This window comes from Methyloglobulus morosus KoM1, assembly GCF_000496735.2.
Lineage (GTDB): Bacteria > Pseudomonadota > Gammaproteobacteria > Methylococcales > Methylomonadaceae > Methyloglobulus > Methyloglobulus morosus.
Genome location: NZ_AYLO01000090.1, coordinates 39423 through 56027, shown reverse-complemented (window position 1 = coordinate 56027; position 16605 = coordinate 39423). Strand labels below are relative to the sequence as shown.

Genomic DNA, 16605 nt, shown 5'->3' with positions numbered 1-16605 from the left:
CCCCGAAAAAACAGTTCGGCCCGCTCGTTGCTGAGTTTCCATAAACGGCAGAAAAAACTGTGCTTTTGAGACAAATAGGGCTTAACTTAATGGCAGTGATGCTCCGCGTGGGAACATTTCTTGTACCGCTCCTGCGGTACGGGACGCAGAGCGTCCCTTGCGGCATTCCCACGTAGAACGTGGGAACTATAAAATAAACCAACCCTGAATAACCTTTGTTTTGGTGGAGAAAAAATGAAAGAGCCGACCCAAAAGCTGCTGAATTATTTCCTGATAGGTATTTTTGCGGTTATCCCCATCGTCATTGTCCTGGAAATAATCATTTTTTTGAAAGACCGGTTGATTGATACCTTTGGTTTCGTTTATGGGTATGCCGATAGCTATCTTTATACTATCGTGTTTTTTTTGATCAGCTTTCTTATTCTGGTATGGACAGGCCGTGAGATTGTCAAAAAAGGCCGCACCATCGTTATCAGTGCCTTTGAGCATATTATCGACAGGATCCCGTTTTTCAATACGATTTACCGGGTTCTCAAAAAAGTAATTACCTTGTTTACCAGCCATGACCAAACAATTGCCAAGGAGGTTGTTTACGTTGAATACCCGAAAACCGGCATTTGGGTACCCGCTTATGTCACTAACCGTCACGAAAACAAGGTTGTGTTGTTTATCCCAACTTCGCCTAACCCCACGTCCGGTTTTACTGTGATTGTCGATAAATCGAAAGTGGTTAAGTCCGAAATGGACATAGAAGAAGCCACCAGTTTTATCGTCAGCGTTGGCGTTGATTACGATAAGGCCGACGAAATGATGCGATTGCCTAATTCAGACTGATAAACACGTCGATATGCCTAAAATACTCGCTTTTTCCGGTAGCACCAGAAAAGAATCCTACAACCAAAAGCTGGTGAAAATTGCCGCGCAAGGTGCACAGCAAGCGGGCGCGGAAGTCACCATCATCAACTTGGCGACTTACCCTATGCCCATTTTCAACCAAGATCTTGAAACGGCGGAAGGAATGCCAAAGCCCGCACGGGCCTTTAAAGAGCTGTTGATTGCCCACGACGGCTTCCTGATTGCTTCGCCCGAATACAACAGCGCATTCAGCCCAGTGCTAAAAAATGCCATCGACTGGGCATCTCGCCGGGAAGCTGACGAAACGCCGCTGCTGGCTTTTCGCGGCAAAATCGCCGTGATTATGGCGGCTTCGCCCGGCGCTCTCGGCGGGATGAGGGGCTTAGTGTTTTTAAGGATGCTGCTGGCAAACATCGGCATGGTCGTATTGCCCGAACAATTTGCGCTCGCCCATGCAGACAAGTCGTTTCATGACGACGGACATTTACTGGAGGATGGCAAGCAGGATTCAGCCCTTAAATTGGGTACGTCATTGGCGCAGTATTTACAAAGACTAAAATAATCGCTTTTCATCGACTGGGTTAAACGCTATAACAATCAGACTTTTATATAATACAAAAACCCAGGCACACGAACCTTTGCCCCATCCGTTTACATGAGGAACTTATGCGGAACCTAAACCTTATCCCCGCTGTCATTTTTGCGTCTATCGTCATTTCGATAGTCGTGTTTGTTGCCTTCCATTTCATCTTTCTCGATTTATTCGTCGATTTATGGTGGTTCCAATCCATAAAACTTGAGAATTATTTTTGGTTGCGCTTGCTGTACAAGTTTTTCCTATCCGGCGGGGTCACTTTATTTTTCTTCACGATTTTCCTTTTCCATTTCTGGATCGCATCGCGTTACCTGGGACTGAACCCGCAGGATGAGGTCCTAAGCAATTTTGACCAGAATGTGAAATTCCAGAAATTTTCGGAAAAATTCCTTTACGGTTCGGCGAAAATATACGCACCGATTGCCCTGCTTTTAGCCATATTCATCGCAGTCCCTTTTTACAACCAATGGGAAACGACCTTACTGTACTTTTTTGGCAACCGTTCGAACGTGGCAGAATCGGTTTATGGCAATGACATCAGCTTTTATCTATTATCCCTGCCTATTTACAAGTTAATCCAACCGGAGTTGTTAAGCACGGCGATATTAATCTTTATTATGGTAGGTGTGCTGTATTGGCTGGAACACATTTTTGTGCCCAACCAAAACAAGGAGTTGCACCCAGGCGCAAAAATACACTTAGGTATCTTGATTGGCTTTGTCGTCATGTTTGTCGTATGGGGCTTCCTTTTGCAACGGTTTTCCTTACTGTACACCGACTCCCACGAACCCGTCTTTTACGGGCCGGGTACGATAGAAATCCGTTACCAATTGCCGCTAATCTGGCTGGGCATCGTGTCTTTCCTCGCGATGGCAGTTATGGCAGGGGTGTACATATTCTCGGACATGCACCGCAACAAAACGCCTTTCTTTATCTCTTTGGCGACATTCCTTGTGATCTGGGGATTGCCCCATGTTGAATTTATACCGAATTTTATTCAGAAATACATTGTCGATCCAAATCCCGTCAAAACTGAAAAGTCCTTCATTCAGCAAAATATCGATGCGACCTGGGATGCCTACGACCTCAAAAATATCAAAACGGTCGATTTGTCGATAAACCTGAACGCCGCCGAAGACATTACCACTTGGAGCAGCCAAAAACGCTTTGAAAACATCCCGGTCTGGGACAGGGAACACCTAATCAGCAGCTACAAACAGCTACAGGAGATCAGGCCGTACTATCAATTCATCAACGTCGATGAAGACCGCTATCCCATCCTGGATCACATGCACCAAGTTAACCTGGCTGCGCGGGAAATCAACACCAGCAAATTGCCGGATGAGGCGCAAAATTGGGAGAACATCCACCTGCGCTACACCCACGGCTATGGTGCGGTCATGTCATCCGCAGCCCAGGATGCCGATAAGCCCTTGGTCTGGTATTTGCGCGACTTGAATATGACCACTACGGTGGGGCTGCAAGTCAAATACCCCGACATCTATTACGGCGAAGGCCATTATGATTACGCCATCGTGCCGAACAAGCTGAATATCGTCGATATTTCGGGCAGTAACCCAAATACCGATCTTGGGATTTCCCAGGTTTACCACGGTGAAGGTGGGATACCGATCAATTCCTTGTTCAGGAAGGCGTTGTTGGCGATCTACCTGAAAGAAGAAAAGATCTTCTTCTCGACCAATATCGGCAATGACAGTAAGGTCAAGATTTACCGAAACATTGCGGATCGCGTAAAGAAACTGACCCCGTTCCTGCACCTGGATAACGATCCTTACCTAGTCGCGGAGAAGGATCGGTTTTACTGGATTCAGGATGCCTATACCCTATCGGACAAGTATCCGGTCTCCAGGCTTAATGAATTCGAGTTCCCTAAGGATAAGCAAAACTTTAATTACATCCGCAACTCCGTCAAAGTTGTTGTCGATGCCTATGATGGCGACTTGGATTTCTATATCTCCGACCCGTCCGATTCCATTATTGAGGCTTACAGCAACGCGTACCCAGGATTGTTTAAGCCATTGAAGGAAATGCCGGAAGAGCTGCGCCAACACTTGCGCTACCCGCGTGACCTCTACCAACTGCAAATGAAAGTCTTTGCCAAGTACCATCAAAAAACGCCAGAAGCCTTTTATGAACAAGGCGAGACTTGGCAATTTGCCACCGTGCGCGACAACCCCGTCATGCCCTACTACCAGACGATGGATTTCGGCAACTGCAATGACCAGGAAGAATTCGTCCTGATTAACCCCATGACCCCAATCAACCGTGACAACCTGAGCATGATCGGCCTCGCGGGCGTATTGGACAAAGATAAATGCAACCAGGATTACAAACCCGGCATTACCGTCTATAAATTTGCCAAAGACGTGCAGGTGAACGGCCCCGCCCAGGTGGAAGCCCTTATTAACCAAAACCCCGAAATCTCTGCCAATTTCACGCTTTGGGGCCAAGCTGGATCAACCGTAGAAATGGGTCGCATGATTATCCTGCCGATGGGCAAAACCGTCCTGTACGTGCAGCCCATTTACCTGACTTCCACCAAAACCAAAATCCCCGAATTGACCCGCGTGATTGTTTCCATCGGCGACAGGTTGGTGATAGACACCACCTTATGGTCGGCCTTCAACCGCCTAAAGCAGTTTTACCTGAAAGATGCCGCAGATGTAAAAGAAACGGGATCGACAAAAGCGATTGTTAAGCCGGATGGGCAGTAAGGTAGGGCAAATGTAGCCTGAAAGCTTCATCCAGGCTACAGGCTGAATTTATCGAAGGCATATCAAGCGAACAGTAAAGCTGATACCCCGTTTGCGGTGAGCTTGCCTAACCAAGGACGGTAGGCTTATTCAGAGCCCCCCTATACAGCCATTGTTTAAATTAAGCGGTTATTTTCGGATTTGGGCCGAATCGATTGGTCGTTGGTTGGCTATCTTGAACGCAGAACTCCAGCAGTACGATTCCCCCAATGATAGGGATTAATCCAATGAGCATCCACCAGCCGCTCCGGTCCGTGTCATGTAGCCGCCTGACCCCGACAGCAATGGAAGGCATAAGCATTCCTAGCGTGAATAGCCCCATGAGTATGCCCATGCCTACACCCGAATTATCGCTTAACGAACCGACCCACCCACCTACCATGGCCAATGCGATATAAATCAAGATATAGAATAAATAAAAGTACCAATATTCACTTCGTTGGGCGCGTCCAGAAAAATCCGCGTACTTGTTAAGCGCCGCCAAAAACCAATTCATCGTCTTTCTCCTGTTGGTAGCGCCTCTAAATACACAACAGGTCGATAGCTAAGGCGATTGCTATCACCTAGTTTCATATAGCTGGGTTGGAACAAAGCGGAAACCCAATACCCAACGCTGGTTATCGTGCCTCAACCCAGCTTACGACCCTTATGAATTACTAAGTTTTATCCCACCTTCTCCACATACAACACCATCCCCCGCATACCCGTCACCTTGACTTTGGTGCTGATGTCGCAGTCTTCGCCCTGGACTTTCCAGATGGTGTCGTCCACTTTGATTTTGCCTTCGCCGTTTTCGATGGCGGCGTACAGAGGGAAAATTCGCCCGATATATTGTGCGCCGCGCTTGTTGAGCAAGGGTTGGTCGGTTTCGACAGGGTATTTCTTGCCGTAGAGCCGCCAGACGGTAACCGCCACAATGGCACAAGCAGAAAAGATGAACACCTGTATGTTGATGCTTAATGTAGGGGTCAACCCGACGACTGCACCGGTTATAAGGCCGGAAAGCGCCAGCCACATGAAGAAAAATCCTGGCGTGAGCATTTCCAGGATAAGGAATGCAAACGCCAGCACCCACCAGTACCAGAAAACAAAATCAGCCATGGTTTACCCCTTTTTCGCCATTGCGTCTTTTGCCAGTTCGGCAATGCCTCCCAATGCGCCGATGATGTTGCCTGCTTCCAGCGGCATGAAAACGATTTTGCTGTTGCTTGCCGAGGCGACTTCTTTTAACGATTCAATGTATTTTTGCGCGACAAAATAGTTGATTGCTTGGATATTCCCCTTTGCGATGGCTTCTGAAACCATCGCTGTCGCTTTGGCTTCGGCTTGTGCCAGACGCTCACGGGCATCGGCTTCGCGGTAGGCGGCTTCCTTGCGGCCTTCGGCTTCCAGGATTGTCGCTTGCTGCGCGCCTTCTGCACGGAGTATTTCAGACTGCCGCAAACCTTCTGCTTCCAGGATAGAGGCACGCTTTAAGCGCTCGGCCTTCATCTGCCGTCCCATTGCTTCGACCAGATCTTTAGGGGGCGATATATCCTTGATTTCAATACGGGTGATTTTTATTCCCCAAGGCCCAGTCGCCTCATCAACCACAGATAACAAGCGAGCATTGATCTCATCACGTTTGGACAATAGTTCATCCAAATCCATAGAACCCATGACGGTACGGATATTGGTCATGGTCAGGTTCAAGATGGCGGCATCGAGATTCCTGACTTCATACGCCGCCTTGGGCGTATCCATGACCTGGTAGAACACCACGCCATCAACGGTCACCATTGCATTGTCTTTGGTGATGATTTCCTGGGACGGCACGTTCATGACTTGTTCCATCATAATCATTTTTGCGCCGATTCGGTCGATAACGGGCATGATGATGTTCAAGCCCGGCGTTAAGGTTTTGGTATAGCGCCCAAAACGCTCTACGGTAAACTCCATGCCTTGGTTCACCGACTTGACACTCATAATCACCAGCACCACTGCGAAGACCAGTAATGTTAAAAACACGATACCTGCACTCATAAACCCTCCTGATGATGATTTAGCCTAAAATTTTGCCAAGCAGACGCTCGACCTTATCCTGCCATTCACGGATGATTTTAGCAGTCATCTGCAATAAGGTCTGGGCTTTTGCTGTTTCCTTCCACAAAATTCATGTTATGTTGCAAAACAAGGCGCGGCTACAGGATAATGTAGCGATAATTTGTAACTGTTAACCAGGATAAAAGATGTCCCAACACACGCTGTTATTACACGCCATGAATTTGGGCTTATTGACGTTGCTTTTTTTCGTCGTCGGCATGATAAAGCCAAAATGGGCCTTATTTTTTATGAAGAAACCCACGCGCTGGATAGTGATGGCAATCACCACTGTCAGCGTCATGATCGTCATGACCATGTACGGCGAGGGCAACAGACAGGCAAAACTGGCCGCAAAACACGCAAAACCTGCTGCCGCAAGTGCTGCGCCCGTGCCCGTGCCAATCCCTGAAGCTGTCCCTGTGCCGGTACCTGGGGCGGATAAAGGAGTACCAAAAAATACTGCCGCAACCGCACCCAAAAAATAAGCCCTATGCCTTCATAGAGGACAAAAAATGGATCGCCAGCCAGACCGTATTTGCTCCTGGCTGCGTCCACTCAACCCTGTGTTTAACATGGGCGGGAATTCGTACGTAATCGTCCTTCTTCATATTCATTGTAGAGCCGTCTTCATAAGACAGTATCGCCTCGCCTTGTAGCAACAGCACCCATTCATCCCAGGCTTGGTCGTACCATTCCCCTCGGGGTGTGGCGTGACCTTGGGAAACAATCCTTTCTATTTTAAGATTTTCCCGTACCAGCAAGTTTTCAACCAGCTCTTCCGGTATGATTGCCGGAATGTTATCGAAGATATTTTCTTTTTCAGGTTTCATGGGTTTTTGTACTCCATTAAAAGACCGTTGCATCCTGCCAATTGCATCATAAACAGCATGCCAAAACCATCCGCTTATTCAGATAAAACCGTTGCCGTCATTGGCGGTGGCCCCGCCGGATTAATGGCTGCCGAAATAATCAGCCAAGCCGGCTTAAAGGTTAACGTCTATGATGCCATGCCATCAGTCGGACGAAAATTCCTGATGGCAGGCAAAGGCGGACTAAATATAACGCATTCCGACCCCTACGATGTGTTCTTGTCCCGATATGGCTCTCGTAGTGCTTACATCAAGCCGATATTGGACCGTTTTGAAGCCCATGCACTCAGGGCATGGGTACATGAATTGGGGATTGAAACTTTCATTGGATCATCTGGGCGCATTTTTCCGGCTGAAATGAAAGCCGCACCGTTATTACGGGCTTGGTTGCACCGATTGCGGCAAAGCGGCGTAACCTTCCATGTGCGGCACCAATGGCTGGGTTGGAGCATATCTAATCCGCAAGCCCTACGCTTTATGTCGCCTCAAGGGGAAAAGGAAGTCGTTACCGATGCGGTCGTCCTGGCTTTAGGCGGCGGTAGTTGGCCACAACTTGGTTCAACCGGGGCTTGGGTGGAATTGCTAGTGGCGCGTGGGGTTCAAGTTAATCGATTAGCACCCGCAAATTGCGGCTTTGATGTGGCTTGGAAGGACCATTTCCGTGAACGGTTTGCTGGTCAGCCTTTGAAATCGGTCATTGCGACTTGTAAAGATTATCGCCAACAAGGTGATTGCGTCATAACAGATACTGGCATTGAAGGCGGTTTAATTTATGCACTTTCCGCACCTTTGCGCGATGAAATCGCAAACAATGGGACGGCAACCTTAACCCTGGATTTAACGCCGGATAAAACATTATCCTCATTGATAGAAAAGTTTCCCCACCCCCGTGGCAAACAGTCTATGGCAAACCACCTTCGTAAACGTTTGGGCATTGAAGGTGTAAAAGCGGCATTGCTGCGCGAAGTTTTGTCTGCCGAAGATATGAACAATCCAATCGAGCTCTGTTCGGCCATAAAATCATTGCCCATCAAACTGACGGCAACCCGCCCCATCGAAGAAGCCATCAGTAGCGCGGGTGGGGTAAGTTTTGATGCCCTAGATAAGCACCTAATGCTACGTCATTTACCCGGCATATTTTGCGCAGGTGAAATGTTGGATTGGGAAGCACCGACCGGTGGCTATCTGTTGACTGCTTGTTTTGCCTGCGGGAAAACGGCAGGAGAAGGCGTATTGGAATGGTTAGCTAATCCAGCAAATACGGGCCCCTAATCGATCTTTTTCTCAATCGCTTGTAACATTTCGTTTTCGTGATCTGACTTACGTGTAAATAATCTGGAAAAAAACAAGCCAATCTCAAATAACAACCACATCGGGATAGCCAACATAGTCTGGGAAACCGCATCTGGCGGAGTCAGGAACATGCCAATGATAAATGCCCCAACGATGACATAAGGACGTTGTTCGGCCAATTGCGCGGGCGTGACCAAGCCCGTCCACACCATGACGATGGTAAAGATTGGCACTTCGAAACAGATGCCAAAAGCAAAGAACATGGTCAAGGCAAAATCCAGGTATTTGGTGATGTCGGTCATCACAGCAACGCCGACAGGAGCGGCTGCGGTCAAAAATCCAAACACCAAGGGAAAGACAACGAAGTAGGCGAAAGCCACGCCCGCATAAAATAACAAAGAACTGGAAATTAATAGGGGCAGGATAAGCTTGCGCTCATGCTTATACAAACCCGGCGCGACAAACGCCCAGAATTGGTAGAGGATAACGGGAATGGAAGCGAATATGGCGACGATCAACGCCAGTTTGAATGGGGTTAAAAAAGGCGATGCCACATCAATCGCAATCATCGTACTGTTTGCTGGCATGTGCTTCAGCAAGGGTCCAGCGATGAAACTGTAAATTTGATTGGCGTAGAAAGTTAAACCTAAGAAAATGATGAGTACGCAGGCAATTATTTTTAGTAAGCGGTCACGTAGCTCAATCAGGTGGCTAATAAATGTTTGCCCGGATTGCTCTAGTTCTTCTTCGGTATTATTTTCGCTCATCCTGCTCGGTGTTTGTTTGCGTCAAGCTGACGACGGCTTCCGATTTTTTGCTGATTGCGCTTTTAATGGCATGGACATCATTCGATGTATCTTCCAAAATTTTCTGGAACTCACTGATTCCGGTTTGGTTTTTTAACGATTGCCGGAGTTCTTCCGCCTGAAATTCTTCATGGATTTCTTGTTTGACAGAGGCCACCATCCGCTTTGATTTGGCAACCCAAAATCCTGCCATCCGGGCGACCTTAGGTAGTTTTTCCGGCCCGATAACCAGCAATGCAACCAGTGCGACCATGCAAATTTCGGAAAAGCCTACTTCAAACATTAGCCGTTATCGTCTTTTTTGGAAGTCACTTCACCGTCTATTGGCTTTTCTTCACTAGGTTTTGCGGCCCCTTTTTCTTCCTCTTCACTCATCGCATTTCGGAAGCTTTTGATGGCCGCACCTAAGTCGCCGCCGACATTTTTAAGTCGTTTAGTGCCGAATATGACAACAATAATCACCAATACGATCAACAATTTTGTAACACTAATGCCCATTGTGGCTCCCGAAAAGTTTGCTCGCTAAATATAGCATATACCGTTTACCTAAGATTTACGCTTGGATTTTTCTTCAATACCGGACAGGCCAAAACGCCGTTGCAGTTCCGCTAACACATCATCTGGACTAAGATCTTGGCTGGCGAGCAGCACCATGCAATGAAACCAAAGATCGGCAGTCTCATATATAATTTGTTGCTTGTCGCCGCCTTTTCCGGCGATGATGGTTTCAGCGGCTTCCTCGCCAATTTTTTTCAGTATCGTATCCAATCCCTTAGCGTAAAGGCCAGCCACATAGGATTTTTCTGTTGGTTCCAGCTTGCGCTGCTCAAGAACTTGCGCCAGTTGTTGCAATATTTCACTCATGATTCTGATAGATCGTTTTTGGATTTTTTAAAACGGGCTTTACTGTTAACCATTTACCGTCCAATAATTGCCGGTAAAAACAGCTTTCCCTTCCTGTATGACAGGCAATGCCACCCATTTGTTCGACCATCAATAAAATAACATCTTCATCGCAATCGAGATAAATACCGGCTAATTTTTGCCGATGCCCTGATTCCTCGCCTTTGCGCCAGAGTTTATTGCGCGATCTCGACCAGTACACGGCGTAGCCTTCGCTTACCGTTAAAGCTAAGGACTCCCGGTTCATCCAGGCAAACATGAGAATATTGCCGGTTTCGGCATCTTGGGCAATTGCCGGGACTAAGCCTTCGTCAGTCCATCGAATTTCATCTAGCCAGGCTTCCGTCATAGACGTACCTCGATACCGCGTTCCGCCATGCGTTCTTTGGCTTCACGGATGGTATGTTCTGCAAAATGGAAAATACTGGCCGCCAACACCGCATCGGCCTTGCCTTCAATAATACCGTCTGCTAAGTGATCCAAATTGCCGACACCGCCCGATGCGATCACGGGTACGCCTACCGCCTCGCTAATGGCACGGGTTAAGGGCAGGTCGAAACCGATGCGCGTGCCATCCCTGTCCATGCTCGTCAATAGGATTTCACCTGCGCCGTACGCGACCATCTTTTTTGCCCATTCAACGGCATCAATGCCTGTGCCTTTGCGACCGCCATGGGTAAAAATTTCCCACCGGCCCGTTTCATCCGGCTGGCTGGTCTTTTTGGCATCTATTGCGACAACAATACATTGTGAACCAAAGCGTTCAGCCGCTTCGCGGACAAATTCAGGATTAAACACGGCGGCACTGTTGATGCTGACCTTATCCGCGCCTGCATTGAGCATTCGGCGTATATCCTCCAACGTACGTATACCGCCGCCCACCGTCAACGGAATAAACACTTCGCTGGCGACCTGTTCGACCACATGTACCATCGTGTTTCGGTTGTCATGGGTTGCCGTTATGTCAAGGAAGGTGATTTCATCCGCACCTTCCTTATCATAACGCCGTGCAATTTCGACCGGATCGCCTGCGTCCCGAATATCGACAAACTTAACCCCTTTAACGACACGGCCATTGTCCACATCCAGACAAGGTATGATGCGTTTTGCCAGGCTCATAGGGCGAACGATTCAGCCAGTTTGGCGGCTTCGGCAAAATCCAATGTCCCTTCGTAAATCGCCCTACCTGTAATGGCCCCTATCACGCCGTCATCCACAATCGCACCCAAGGCCTTGATATCGTCCAATGAACTAATTCCACCCGATGCTATGACGGGAATACGGATAGCACGAGCCAATTTTGCCGTGGCTTCCACATTCACCCCTCGCATCATGCCATCCCGGCTTATGTCCGTGTAGATAATGGCTTCAACCCCGTCTTCTTCAAAGTGTTGCGCCATATCGATCACATCGTGGCGGGACAATTTAGACCAACCATCGATTGCCACTTTGCCATCTTTGGCATCCAGCCCGACGATAATACGACGAGGATATTCTATTGCCATATCCTTGACGAAATGAGGTGCATTGACCGCTTTAGTGCCGATAATGACATACTCAACGCCGGCATCGAGGTAAGCCTGGATGGTTTCTTCATCACGGATACCGCCGCCTATCTGCACAGGTACATCGGGATAAGCCTCCACAATGGCATGGATGACATCGGCATTGCGCGGTTTGCCAGCGAATGCACCATCCAGGTCGACCAAATGTATGCGCTTGGCACCTGCCGCTACCCACCGACCGGCCACGGCAACCGGATCGTCAGAAAAAACCGTGTTGTCTTCCATCCGGCCTTGCCGTAAACGGACACACTTGCCTTCTTTAAGATCGATTGCGGGTATTAACAACATACAAGTAAGTCCTCAACAACAAATAGCAGGGTCAAATAGGGGTTAATCAAAGCGTCCATCCCAATACAAAAAGTTTTTTAACAACTGCAACCCAACAGCCTGGCTTTTTTCTGGGTGGAATTGTACGGCAAATAGATTATCCTGAGCGAGGGCACAGGCGAAAGCCGTCGGATATTCGCTGGTTCCGGCAATGACGGCAGGCTTGTCCGGTTTTCCGTAATAGCTATGGACAAAATAAAAGCGGCTGTCTTGCGGAATCCCTTCCCATAACGGGTGAGGTTTTTGATGTACTTGATTCCAGCCCATGTGCGGGATTTTCAAGCGTTTGCCGTCATTATCCAGCAAGGGCTCGGAAAAACGGACGACATGACCTGGGATAATGTTGAGCGTCTTGGTATGATTATTTTCTTCGTTATCGGTCAATAAGGCTTGCATGCCCAGGCAAATGCCTAAAAAAGGCTTGGTAAGGGCGACTGCCTTAATGATGTCGGCAAGTCCCGACTGATTCAGTGCCATCATACAATCACGTATTGCGCCAACACCGGGAAAAACGACCCGATCCGCATTCATGATGGCCTCTGGCGAAGAAGTGACGCATACTTCGTTCTCAGGGCTTGCATGCTGCAAGGCTTTTGCAATGGAATGGAGATTACCCATACCGTAATCAATGACAGCGACTGAAGACATGTGAGGAAAATCAGGGCAGGTTAAATCAGAGGCTACCTTTAGTTGACGGCATCATGCCCACCATCCTGGGGTCAATGGCGACAGCCATCCGCAAAGCACGCCCCATCGCCTTAAAAAGGGTTTCGGCAATATGGTGGGCATTCGTGCCTTTCAGGTTGTCGATGTGCAAGGTAACGCCTGCATGATTGACAAAGCCTTGAAAGAATTCACGAAATAAATCGACATCGAAACTGCCAATCGTGGAGCGTGGGAAGTTGACACCATAAACCAAGCCCGGACGGCCTGAGAAATCCACGACAACCCTGGATAAGGCCTCATCCAGCGGGATATAAGCATGACCGTAGCGGACTAACCCTTTTTTGTCACCAACCGCTTTAGCGAAGGCTTGTCCCAAGGTAATGCCAACGTCTTCTACGGTATGGTGGGCATCAATTTCCAAATCACCTTTGGCAACGACTTCCATATCTATCAAGCCATGCCTGGCAATCTGGTCGAGCATGTGCTCAAGGAAAGGGACACCCGTGTCAAATGCAGATTTACCTGTTCCATCAAGGTTGATTGTTACCTTGATTTGCGTTTCGAGGGTGTTCCGCTCAATCTGAGCAATACGCTGATCCATTCTCTGGGATTGGGTGAGGGTTTCGGGTTTATTCACGGTGATTATTGTAGTACAAGTGACAGCCGTTATACCGATAAAAATATTAAATCAGCCAAAATTCTGTCCATAAACTTTTTCTTCCTAAATACCGCTTAAATAGCGGACAGGGCACAAGTAATCGTAAGATTACATTAAGTTACGCTTTTACCTGCTTTTTTTATTAGCTTTATTTGTCATAATCAAACCGTCGTCAAAAGTGAAGATAGATGAAGTATTTCCAACGGGATGCTGCCAAGGATTGATCCCAAAGCTAATCAAGTAGACGATATTAGCCCCTTCGTGCAACGCGACGGGGCCTTTTTATTGCCTGGATTAAGATTTTGCCGCCCGCTTACGCTCATTTTCAGTCAACAGCTTTTTACGTAAGCGAATAGATTTTGGAGTAACCTCAACCAACTCATCTTCGGCAATAAATTCCAGCGCCTGTTCCAATGTCATTTTTTGGATTCGTGCCAGCACCAGGCTTTCATCTGTGCCGGATGCGCGGACGTTGGTCAATTGTTTTGGCTTGCAGGGGTTGACGCACAGATCATTGCTACGGGAATGCAAACCCACCAGCATGCCTTCGTAGACTTCATCGGCATTGACTAACAGCAATTCGCCACGTTCTTGTAGCGGGTGCAATGAATAGGTCACGGCTTTGCCAGCCACCATTGACACCATCACGCCGCGTAGGCGATTGCCCACTTCGCCCGCTTTCATCGGGCCATAGTGGTCGAAAACATGGTAGAGCAAGCCAGATCCTGATGTTGCCGTCATAAATTCGGTTTGGAAGCCAATCAGGCCGCGTGAGGGCATCATGTATTCCAGACGAATGCGGCCTTTGCCATCTGGCAGCATATTGGTCAGGTCGGCCTTACGTTCACCCATTTTTTCCATGATCGTACCCTGATGGATTTCTTCCACTTCAATGGTGACCATTTCATAGGGTTCGCATTTTTTACCGTCAATTTCTTTAATGATAACTTCTGGACGCGACACGCCCATTTCAAAACCTTCGCGGCGCATATTCTCAATCAGCACGGACAAATGCAATTCGCCACGGCCTGAAACCTTGAATTTATCAGGGTCTCCCGTATCTTCAACCCTTAAGGCGACGTTATGTTGCAATTCCTTATCGAGTCGGTCACGGATTTGTCGGGTCGTGACATATTTGCCTTCCCGTCCGGCAAAGGGCGAGTTATTGACCTGAAATGTCATGGTCACGGTAGGTTCATCTACCATTAACGGCGGCATGATTTCTACCTTATCGGGATGGCAGATGGTGTCTGAGATACCCAGATTTTCGATGCCGGCAAAGGCGATAATGTCGCCCGCGCGGGCTTCTGGTACTTCCACGCGTTCCAGTCCATGAAAACCAAAGATTTGTAACATGCGGCCCTTACGTTCGACACCTTCCCGATTGACAATAACCAAGGGTTGGTTGGGCTTGATGCCGCCGCGTTGGATTCGGCCAATACCAATGACACCGACGTAAGTGTTGTAATCCAGACTGGACACCTGCATTTGGAAAGGACCGTCCATATCAACGGGTGGCGGGTTGACTTTTGAAACTATCGTTTCAAATAGGGGAGTCATATCGCCTTCGGTGATGGTGTGTTCCAAACCAGCATAACCATTGATCGCCGACGCATAAACGATAGGAAAGTCCAATTGTTCATCGGTTGCGCCCAGGTTGTCGAACAAATCAAAAGTTTGGTCAACCACCCAGTCAGGTCGCGCACCTGGGCGGTCGATTTTATTGATGACCACGATGGGATTTAAACCCAAGGCAAAGGCTTTTTGGGTAACAAAGCGAGTTTGCGGCATCGGGCCGTCAACCGCATCGACCAACAGCAAAACGGAATCCACCATCGACAACACCCGTTCGACTTCGCCGCCGAAATCGGCATGGCCTGGGGTATCGACGATATTGATGTGGTAGCCATTCCAATCCAGGGCGGTATTTTTTGCCAAAATGGTGATGCCGCGTTCCTTTTCTATATCGTTGGAATCCATCATGCGTTCGGTCACTTTGGTGTGAGCGGCAAACGTACCGGATTGTTGTAACAACTTGTCCACCAGCGTGGTCTTACCGTGGTCTACATGGGCGATAATGGCAATGTTTCTAAGTTTTTCAATCACTTTTAGGGTGTGCGTTAGGTTAATATAGGGAATTATCGGCTGGCGTAGTCAGCCGATTGATGATAAATGGGTCAGATGAAAAAGATATGACGGACTGCTAATAGCCGTCTGTTTTTTGAGTAAGTCAGAATTCTTAGTAGTTTAACACAGATTGCCGCTTTAGCTTTGTTCCCAAGGCAATCCGCAATAGCGCCAGCCAGCAAGATTATTTCGATGCTTATTGGCATCCAAAGGGCCTTCAAAGCCATCAAGGATGTTGATAAGCCGCTGGTAACCTGCTACTTCCAAAGCGGCCGCGGCACTTAACGAACGTTGTCCACTGCGGCATAGCAGCAAAACGGGTGCCTTGGCATCAGGAACAAGTTTTTTGACATTGGCTAAAAAATCAAGGTTTATTTCCCAACCAGGGGCTTCTTTCCATGGAATATGGACAGCACCGATGGGATGTCCGACATAAGCATGTTCCATTTGTGTACGGACATCCACCAAAACGGCAGAAGCGTTTTGCTTTAGCAGGTCAAAGGCCTGTTGAGGTGTTAGGTTTTCTATCATTTATCTTGGACTGGCATTATTTTGATAAAGTCGGCCTTATTATCGCATTCATTCTGTCCTGGTCAAAGAAACGGTGAACATGCAAACGAAAGACGGTATGTATTTTCTTTGCTTGAGCAACAAAATTGCGTGAAGTAAATGCGGCAGCTTGCAGGCTATAAATTTCACAAGGGTTAGTGCAAATAAGATGTGTCAAAAAACTGTAATATACTTGACATTTTTTATTGTTTAATAACTAGAAACAATTCGTTTAATATTTTGCATATTGTCTCAAAATATTCACCCTGTATAGTATCGCCCATCCTAGCAGCAAAAGCCTTATAGAGATGGCGAGATGCTGGCTACCTTATTTAACTTTATTGGAGCGTAACGATGAATTCTTTGAACAAAGACATCTTGATTGGGCTGCTATTTATGACTGGAGTCTGGAGCTTTATTTCCGGTCAGTTTATATTTTCAACCGTGCTGTTTGCTGGTGCAGCCATCTACAGCAACATGGTGATGCGTACCAATTAGTCAATTGATTGTGTGTTGCACCTACAAGCAGAACCTCC

The 16605-nt window shown here is 47.8% G+C and carries 21 protein-coding genes; 6 read left to right on the top strand and 15 right to left on the bottom strand.

What is annotated here, in order from left to right; genetic code table 11:
- The first annotated feature begins 234 nt into the window (after positions 1 to 234).
- From MGMO_RS12190 to MGMO_RS12180, 3 genes are all read left to right on the top strand, one after another.
- Positions 235 to 834 (top strand): DUF502 domain-containing protein, encoded by a 600-nt coding sequence (locus tag MGMO_RS12190; protein WP_023495363.1) that lies wholly within the window; start codon positions 235 to 237, stop codon positions 832 to 834.
- A gap of 13 nt (positions 835 to 847) precedes the next feature.
- Complete coding sequence (locus tag MGMO_RS12185; RefSeq protein ID WP_023495362.1) at positions 848 to 1417, top strand: NADPH-dependent FMN reductase; 570 nt, start codon at positions 848 to 850, stop codon at positions 1415 to 1417.
- 104 nt (positions 1418 to 1521) lie between these two features.
- Positions 1522 to 4185, top strand: a complete 2664-nt coding sequence (locus tag MGMO_RS12180; RefSeq protein ID WP_023495361.1) for a UPF0182 family protein — start codon at positions 1522 to 1524, stop codon at positions 4183 to 4185.
- A 160-nt stretch (positions 4186 to 4345) separates the two neighbouring features.
- Here MGMO_RS12180 and MGMO_RS12175 read toward each other — a convergent pair whose 3' ends face one another.
- The 3 genes from MGMO_RS12175 to MGMO_RS12165 form a co-directional block, all read right to left on the bottom strand.
- Positions 4346 to 4720 (bottom strand): DUF805 domain-containing protein, encoded by a 375-nt coding sequence (locus MGMO_RS12175; RefSeq protein WP_023495360.1) that lies wholly within the window; start codon positions 4718 to 4720, stop codon positions 4346 to 4348.
- Positions 4721 to 4887: 167 nt separating this feature from the next.
- Complete coding sequence (locus tag MGMO_RS12170; protein WP_023495359.1) at positions 4888 to 5325, bottom strand: NfeD family protein; 438 nt, start codon at positions 5323 to 5325, stop codon at positions 4888 to 4890.
- A gap of 3 nt (positions 5326 to 5328) precedes the next feature.
- Positions 5329 to 6246 carry an SPFH domain-containing protein gene (locus tag MGMO_RS12165; RefSeq protein ID WP_023495358.1) on the bottom strand — a complete coding sequence of 306 codons (918 nt, stop codon included), beginning with the start codon at positions 6244 to 6246 and terminating at the stop codon, positions 5329 to 5331.
- Between the two features lie 206 nt (positions 6247 to 6452).
- On the opposite strand from MGMO_RS12165, the gene MGMO_RS12160 reads away from it, so the two are divergent.
- A complete protein-coding gene (locus tag MGMO_RS12160; protein WP_023495357.1) occupies positions 6453 to 6791 on the top strand; it encodes a hypothetical protein in 339 nt (112 codons plus the stop codon).
- Between the two features lie 3 nt (positions 6792 to 6794).
- Here MGMO_RS12160 and MGMO_RS12155 read toward each other — a convergent pair whose 3' ends face one another.
- Positions 6795 to 7136: a cupin domain-containing protein gene (locus MGMO_RS12155; protein ID WP_023495356.1), complete on the bottom strand. Its 342-nt coding sequence runs from the start codon at positions 7134 to 7136 to the stop codon at positions 6795 to 6797.
- 57 nt (positions 7137 to 7193) lie between these two features.
- Between MGMO_RS12155 and MGMO_RS12150 the strand changes: the two genes are divergently transcribed.
- Positions 7194 to 8447 carry a TIGR03862 family flavoprotein gene (locus MGMO_RS12150; protein WP_036307834.1) on the top strand — a complete coding sequence of 418 codons (1254 nt, stop codon included), beginning with the start codon at positions 7194 to 7196 and terminating at the stop codon, positions 8445 to 8447.
- Here the strand turns inward: MGMO_RS12150 and tatC are convergent.
- The 11 genes from tatC to MGMO_RS12095 all read right to left on the bottom strand — a co-directional run bounded on the left by tatC (position 8444) and on the right by MGMO_RS12095 (position 16051).
- Positions 8444 to 9235, bottom strand: coding sequence for a twin-arginine translocase subunit TatC (gene tatC / locus MGMO_RS12145; RefSeq protein ID WP_023495354.1), 792 nt, complete (start codon positions 9233 to 9235; stop codon positions 8444 to 8446). The two genes, MGMO_RS12150 and tatC, sit on opposite strands and share 4 nt — an antisense overlap.
- Positions 9222 to 9557 (bottom strand): Sec-independent protein translocase protein TatB, encoded by a 336-nt coding sequence (gene tatB, locus MGMO_RS12140; RefSeq protein ID WP_023495353.1) that lies wholly within the window; start codon positions 9555 to 9557, stop codon positions 9222 to 9224. The genes tatC and tatB overlap by 14 nt, the downstream gene beginning before the upstream one ends.
- Entirely contained in the window at positions 9557 to 9772 is a 216-nt protein-coding gene (gene tatA, locus MGMO_RS12135) for a twin-arginine translocase TatA/TatE family subunit (protein ID WP_023495352.1), read from the bottom strand. Before tatA ends, tatB begins: the two co-directional genes overlap by 1 nt.
- A 48-nt stretch (positions 9773 to 9820) precedes the next feature.
- On the bottom strand, positions 9821 to 10138 hold the full coding sequence (locus tag MGMO_RS12130) for a phosphoribosyl-ATP diphosphatase (RefSeq protein ID WP_023495351.1): 318 nt from the start codon (positions 10136 to 10138) through the stop codon (positions 9821 to 9823).
- The gene (hisI, locus tag MGMO_RS12125) at positions 10131 to 10526 is read right to left on the bottom strand and encodes a phosphoribosyl-AMP cyclohydrolase (protein ID WP_023495350.1); all 396 of its coding nucleotides are present in this window, start codon (positions 10524 to 10526) and stop codon (positions 10131 to 10133) included. Before hisI ends, MGMO_RS12130 begins: the two co-directional genes overlap by 8 nt.
- Positions 10523 to 11296, bottom strand: coding sequence for an imidazole glycerol phosphate synthase subunit HisF (gene hisF, locus MGMO_RS12120; RefSeq protein ID WP_023495349.1), 774 nt, complete (start codon positions 11294 to 11296; stop codon positions 10523 to 10525). The genes hisI and hisF overlap by 4 nt, the downstream gene beginning before the upstream one ends.
- The gene (hisA, locus tag MGMO_RS12115; protein ID WP_023495348.1) at positions 11293 to 12030 is read right to left on the bottom strand and encodes a 1-(5-phosphoribosyl)-5-[(5-phosphoribosylamino)methylideneamino]imidazole-4-carboxamide isomerase; all 738 of its coding nucleotides are present in this window, start codon (positions 12028 to 12030) and stop codon (positions 11293 to 11295) included. Before hisA ends, hisF begins: the two co-directional genes overlap by 4 nt.
- Positions 12031 to 12072: 42 nt before the next feature.
- Positions 12073 to 12717: an imidazole glycerol phosphate synthase subunit HisH gene (gene hisH, locus MGMO_RS12110; RefSeq protein WP_023495347.1), complete on the bottom strand. Its 645-nt coding sequence runs from the start codon at positions 12715 to 12717 to the stop codon at positions 12073 to 12075.
- 25 nt (positions 12718 to 12742) lie between these two features.
- Positions 12743 to 13336, bottom strand: a complete 594-nt coding sequence (gene hisB / locus MGMO_RS12105; RefSeq protein WP_023495346.1) for an imidazoleglycerol-phosphate dehydratase HisB — start codon at positions 13334 to 13336, stop codon at positions 12743 to 12745.
- A 351-nt stretch (positions 13337 to 13687) separates the two neighbouring features.
- A complete protein-coding gene (gene typA, locus MGMO_RS12100) occupies positions 13688 to 15499 on the bottom strand; it encodes a translational GTPase TypA (RefSeq protein ID WP_023495345.1) in 1812 nt (603 codons plus the stop codon).
- Positions 15500 to 15658: 159 nt separating this feature from the next.
- Positions 15659 to 16051 (bottom strand): rhodanese-like domain-containing protein, encoded by a 393-nt coding sequence (locus MGMO_RS12095; RefSeq protein WP_023495344.1) that lies wholly within the window; start codon positions 16049 to 16051, stop codon positions 15659 to 15661.
- 372 nt (positions 16052 to 16423) lie between these two features.
- On the opposite strand from MGMO_RS12095, the gene MGMO_RS20345 reads away from it, so the two are divergent.
- Complete coding sequence (locus MGMO_RS20345) at positions 16424 to 16567, top strand: hypothetical protein (RefSeq protein WP_023495343.1); 144 nt, start codon at positions 16424 to 16426, stop codon at positions 16565 to 16567.
- Positions 16568 to 16605 lie beyond the last annotated feature (38 nt).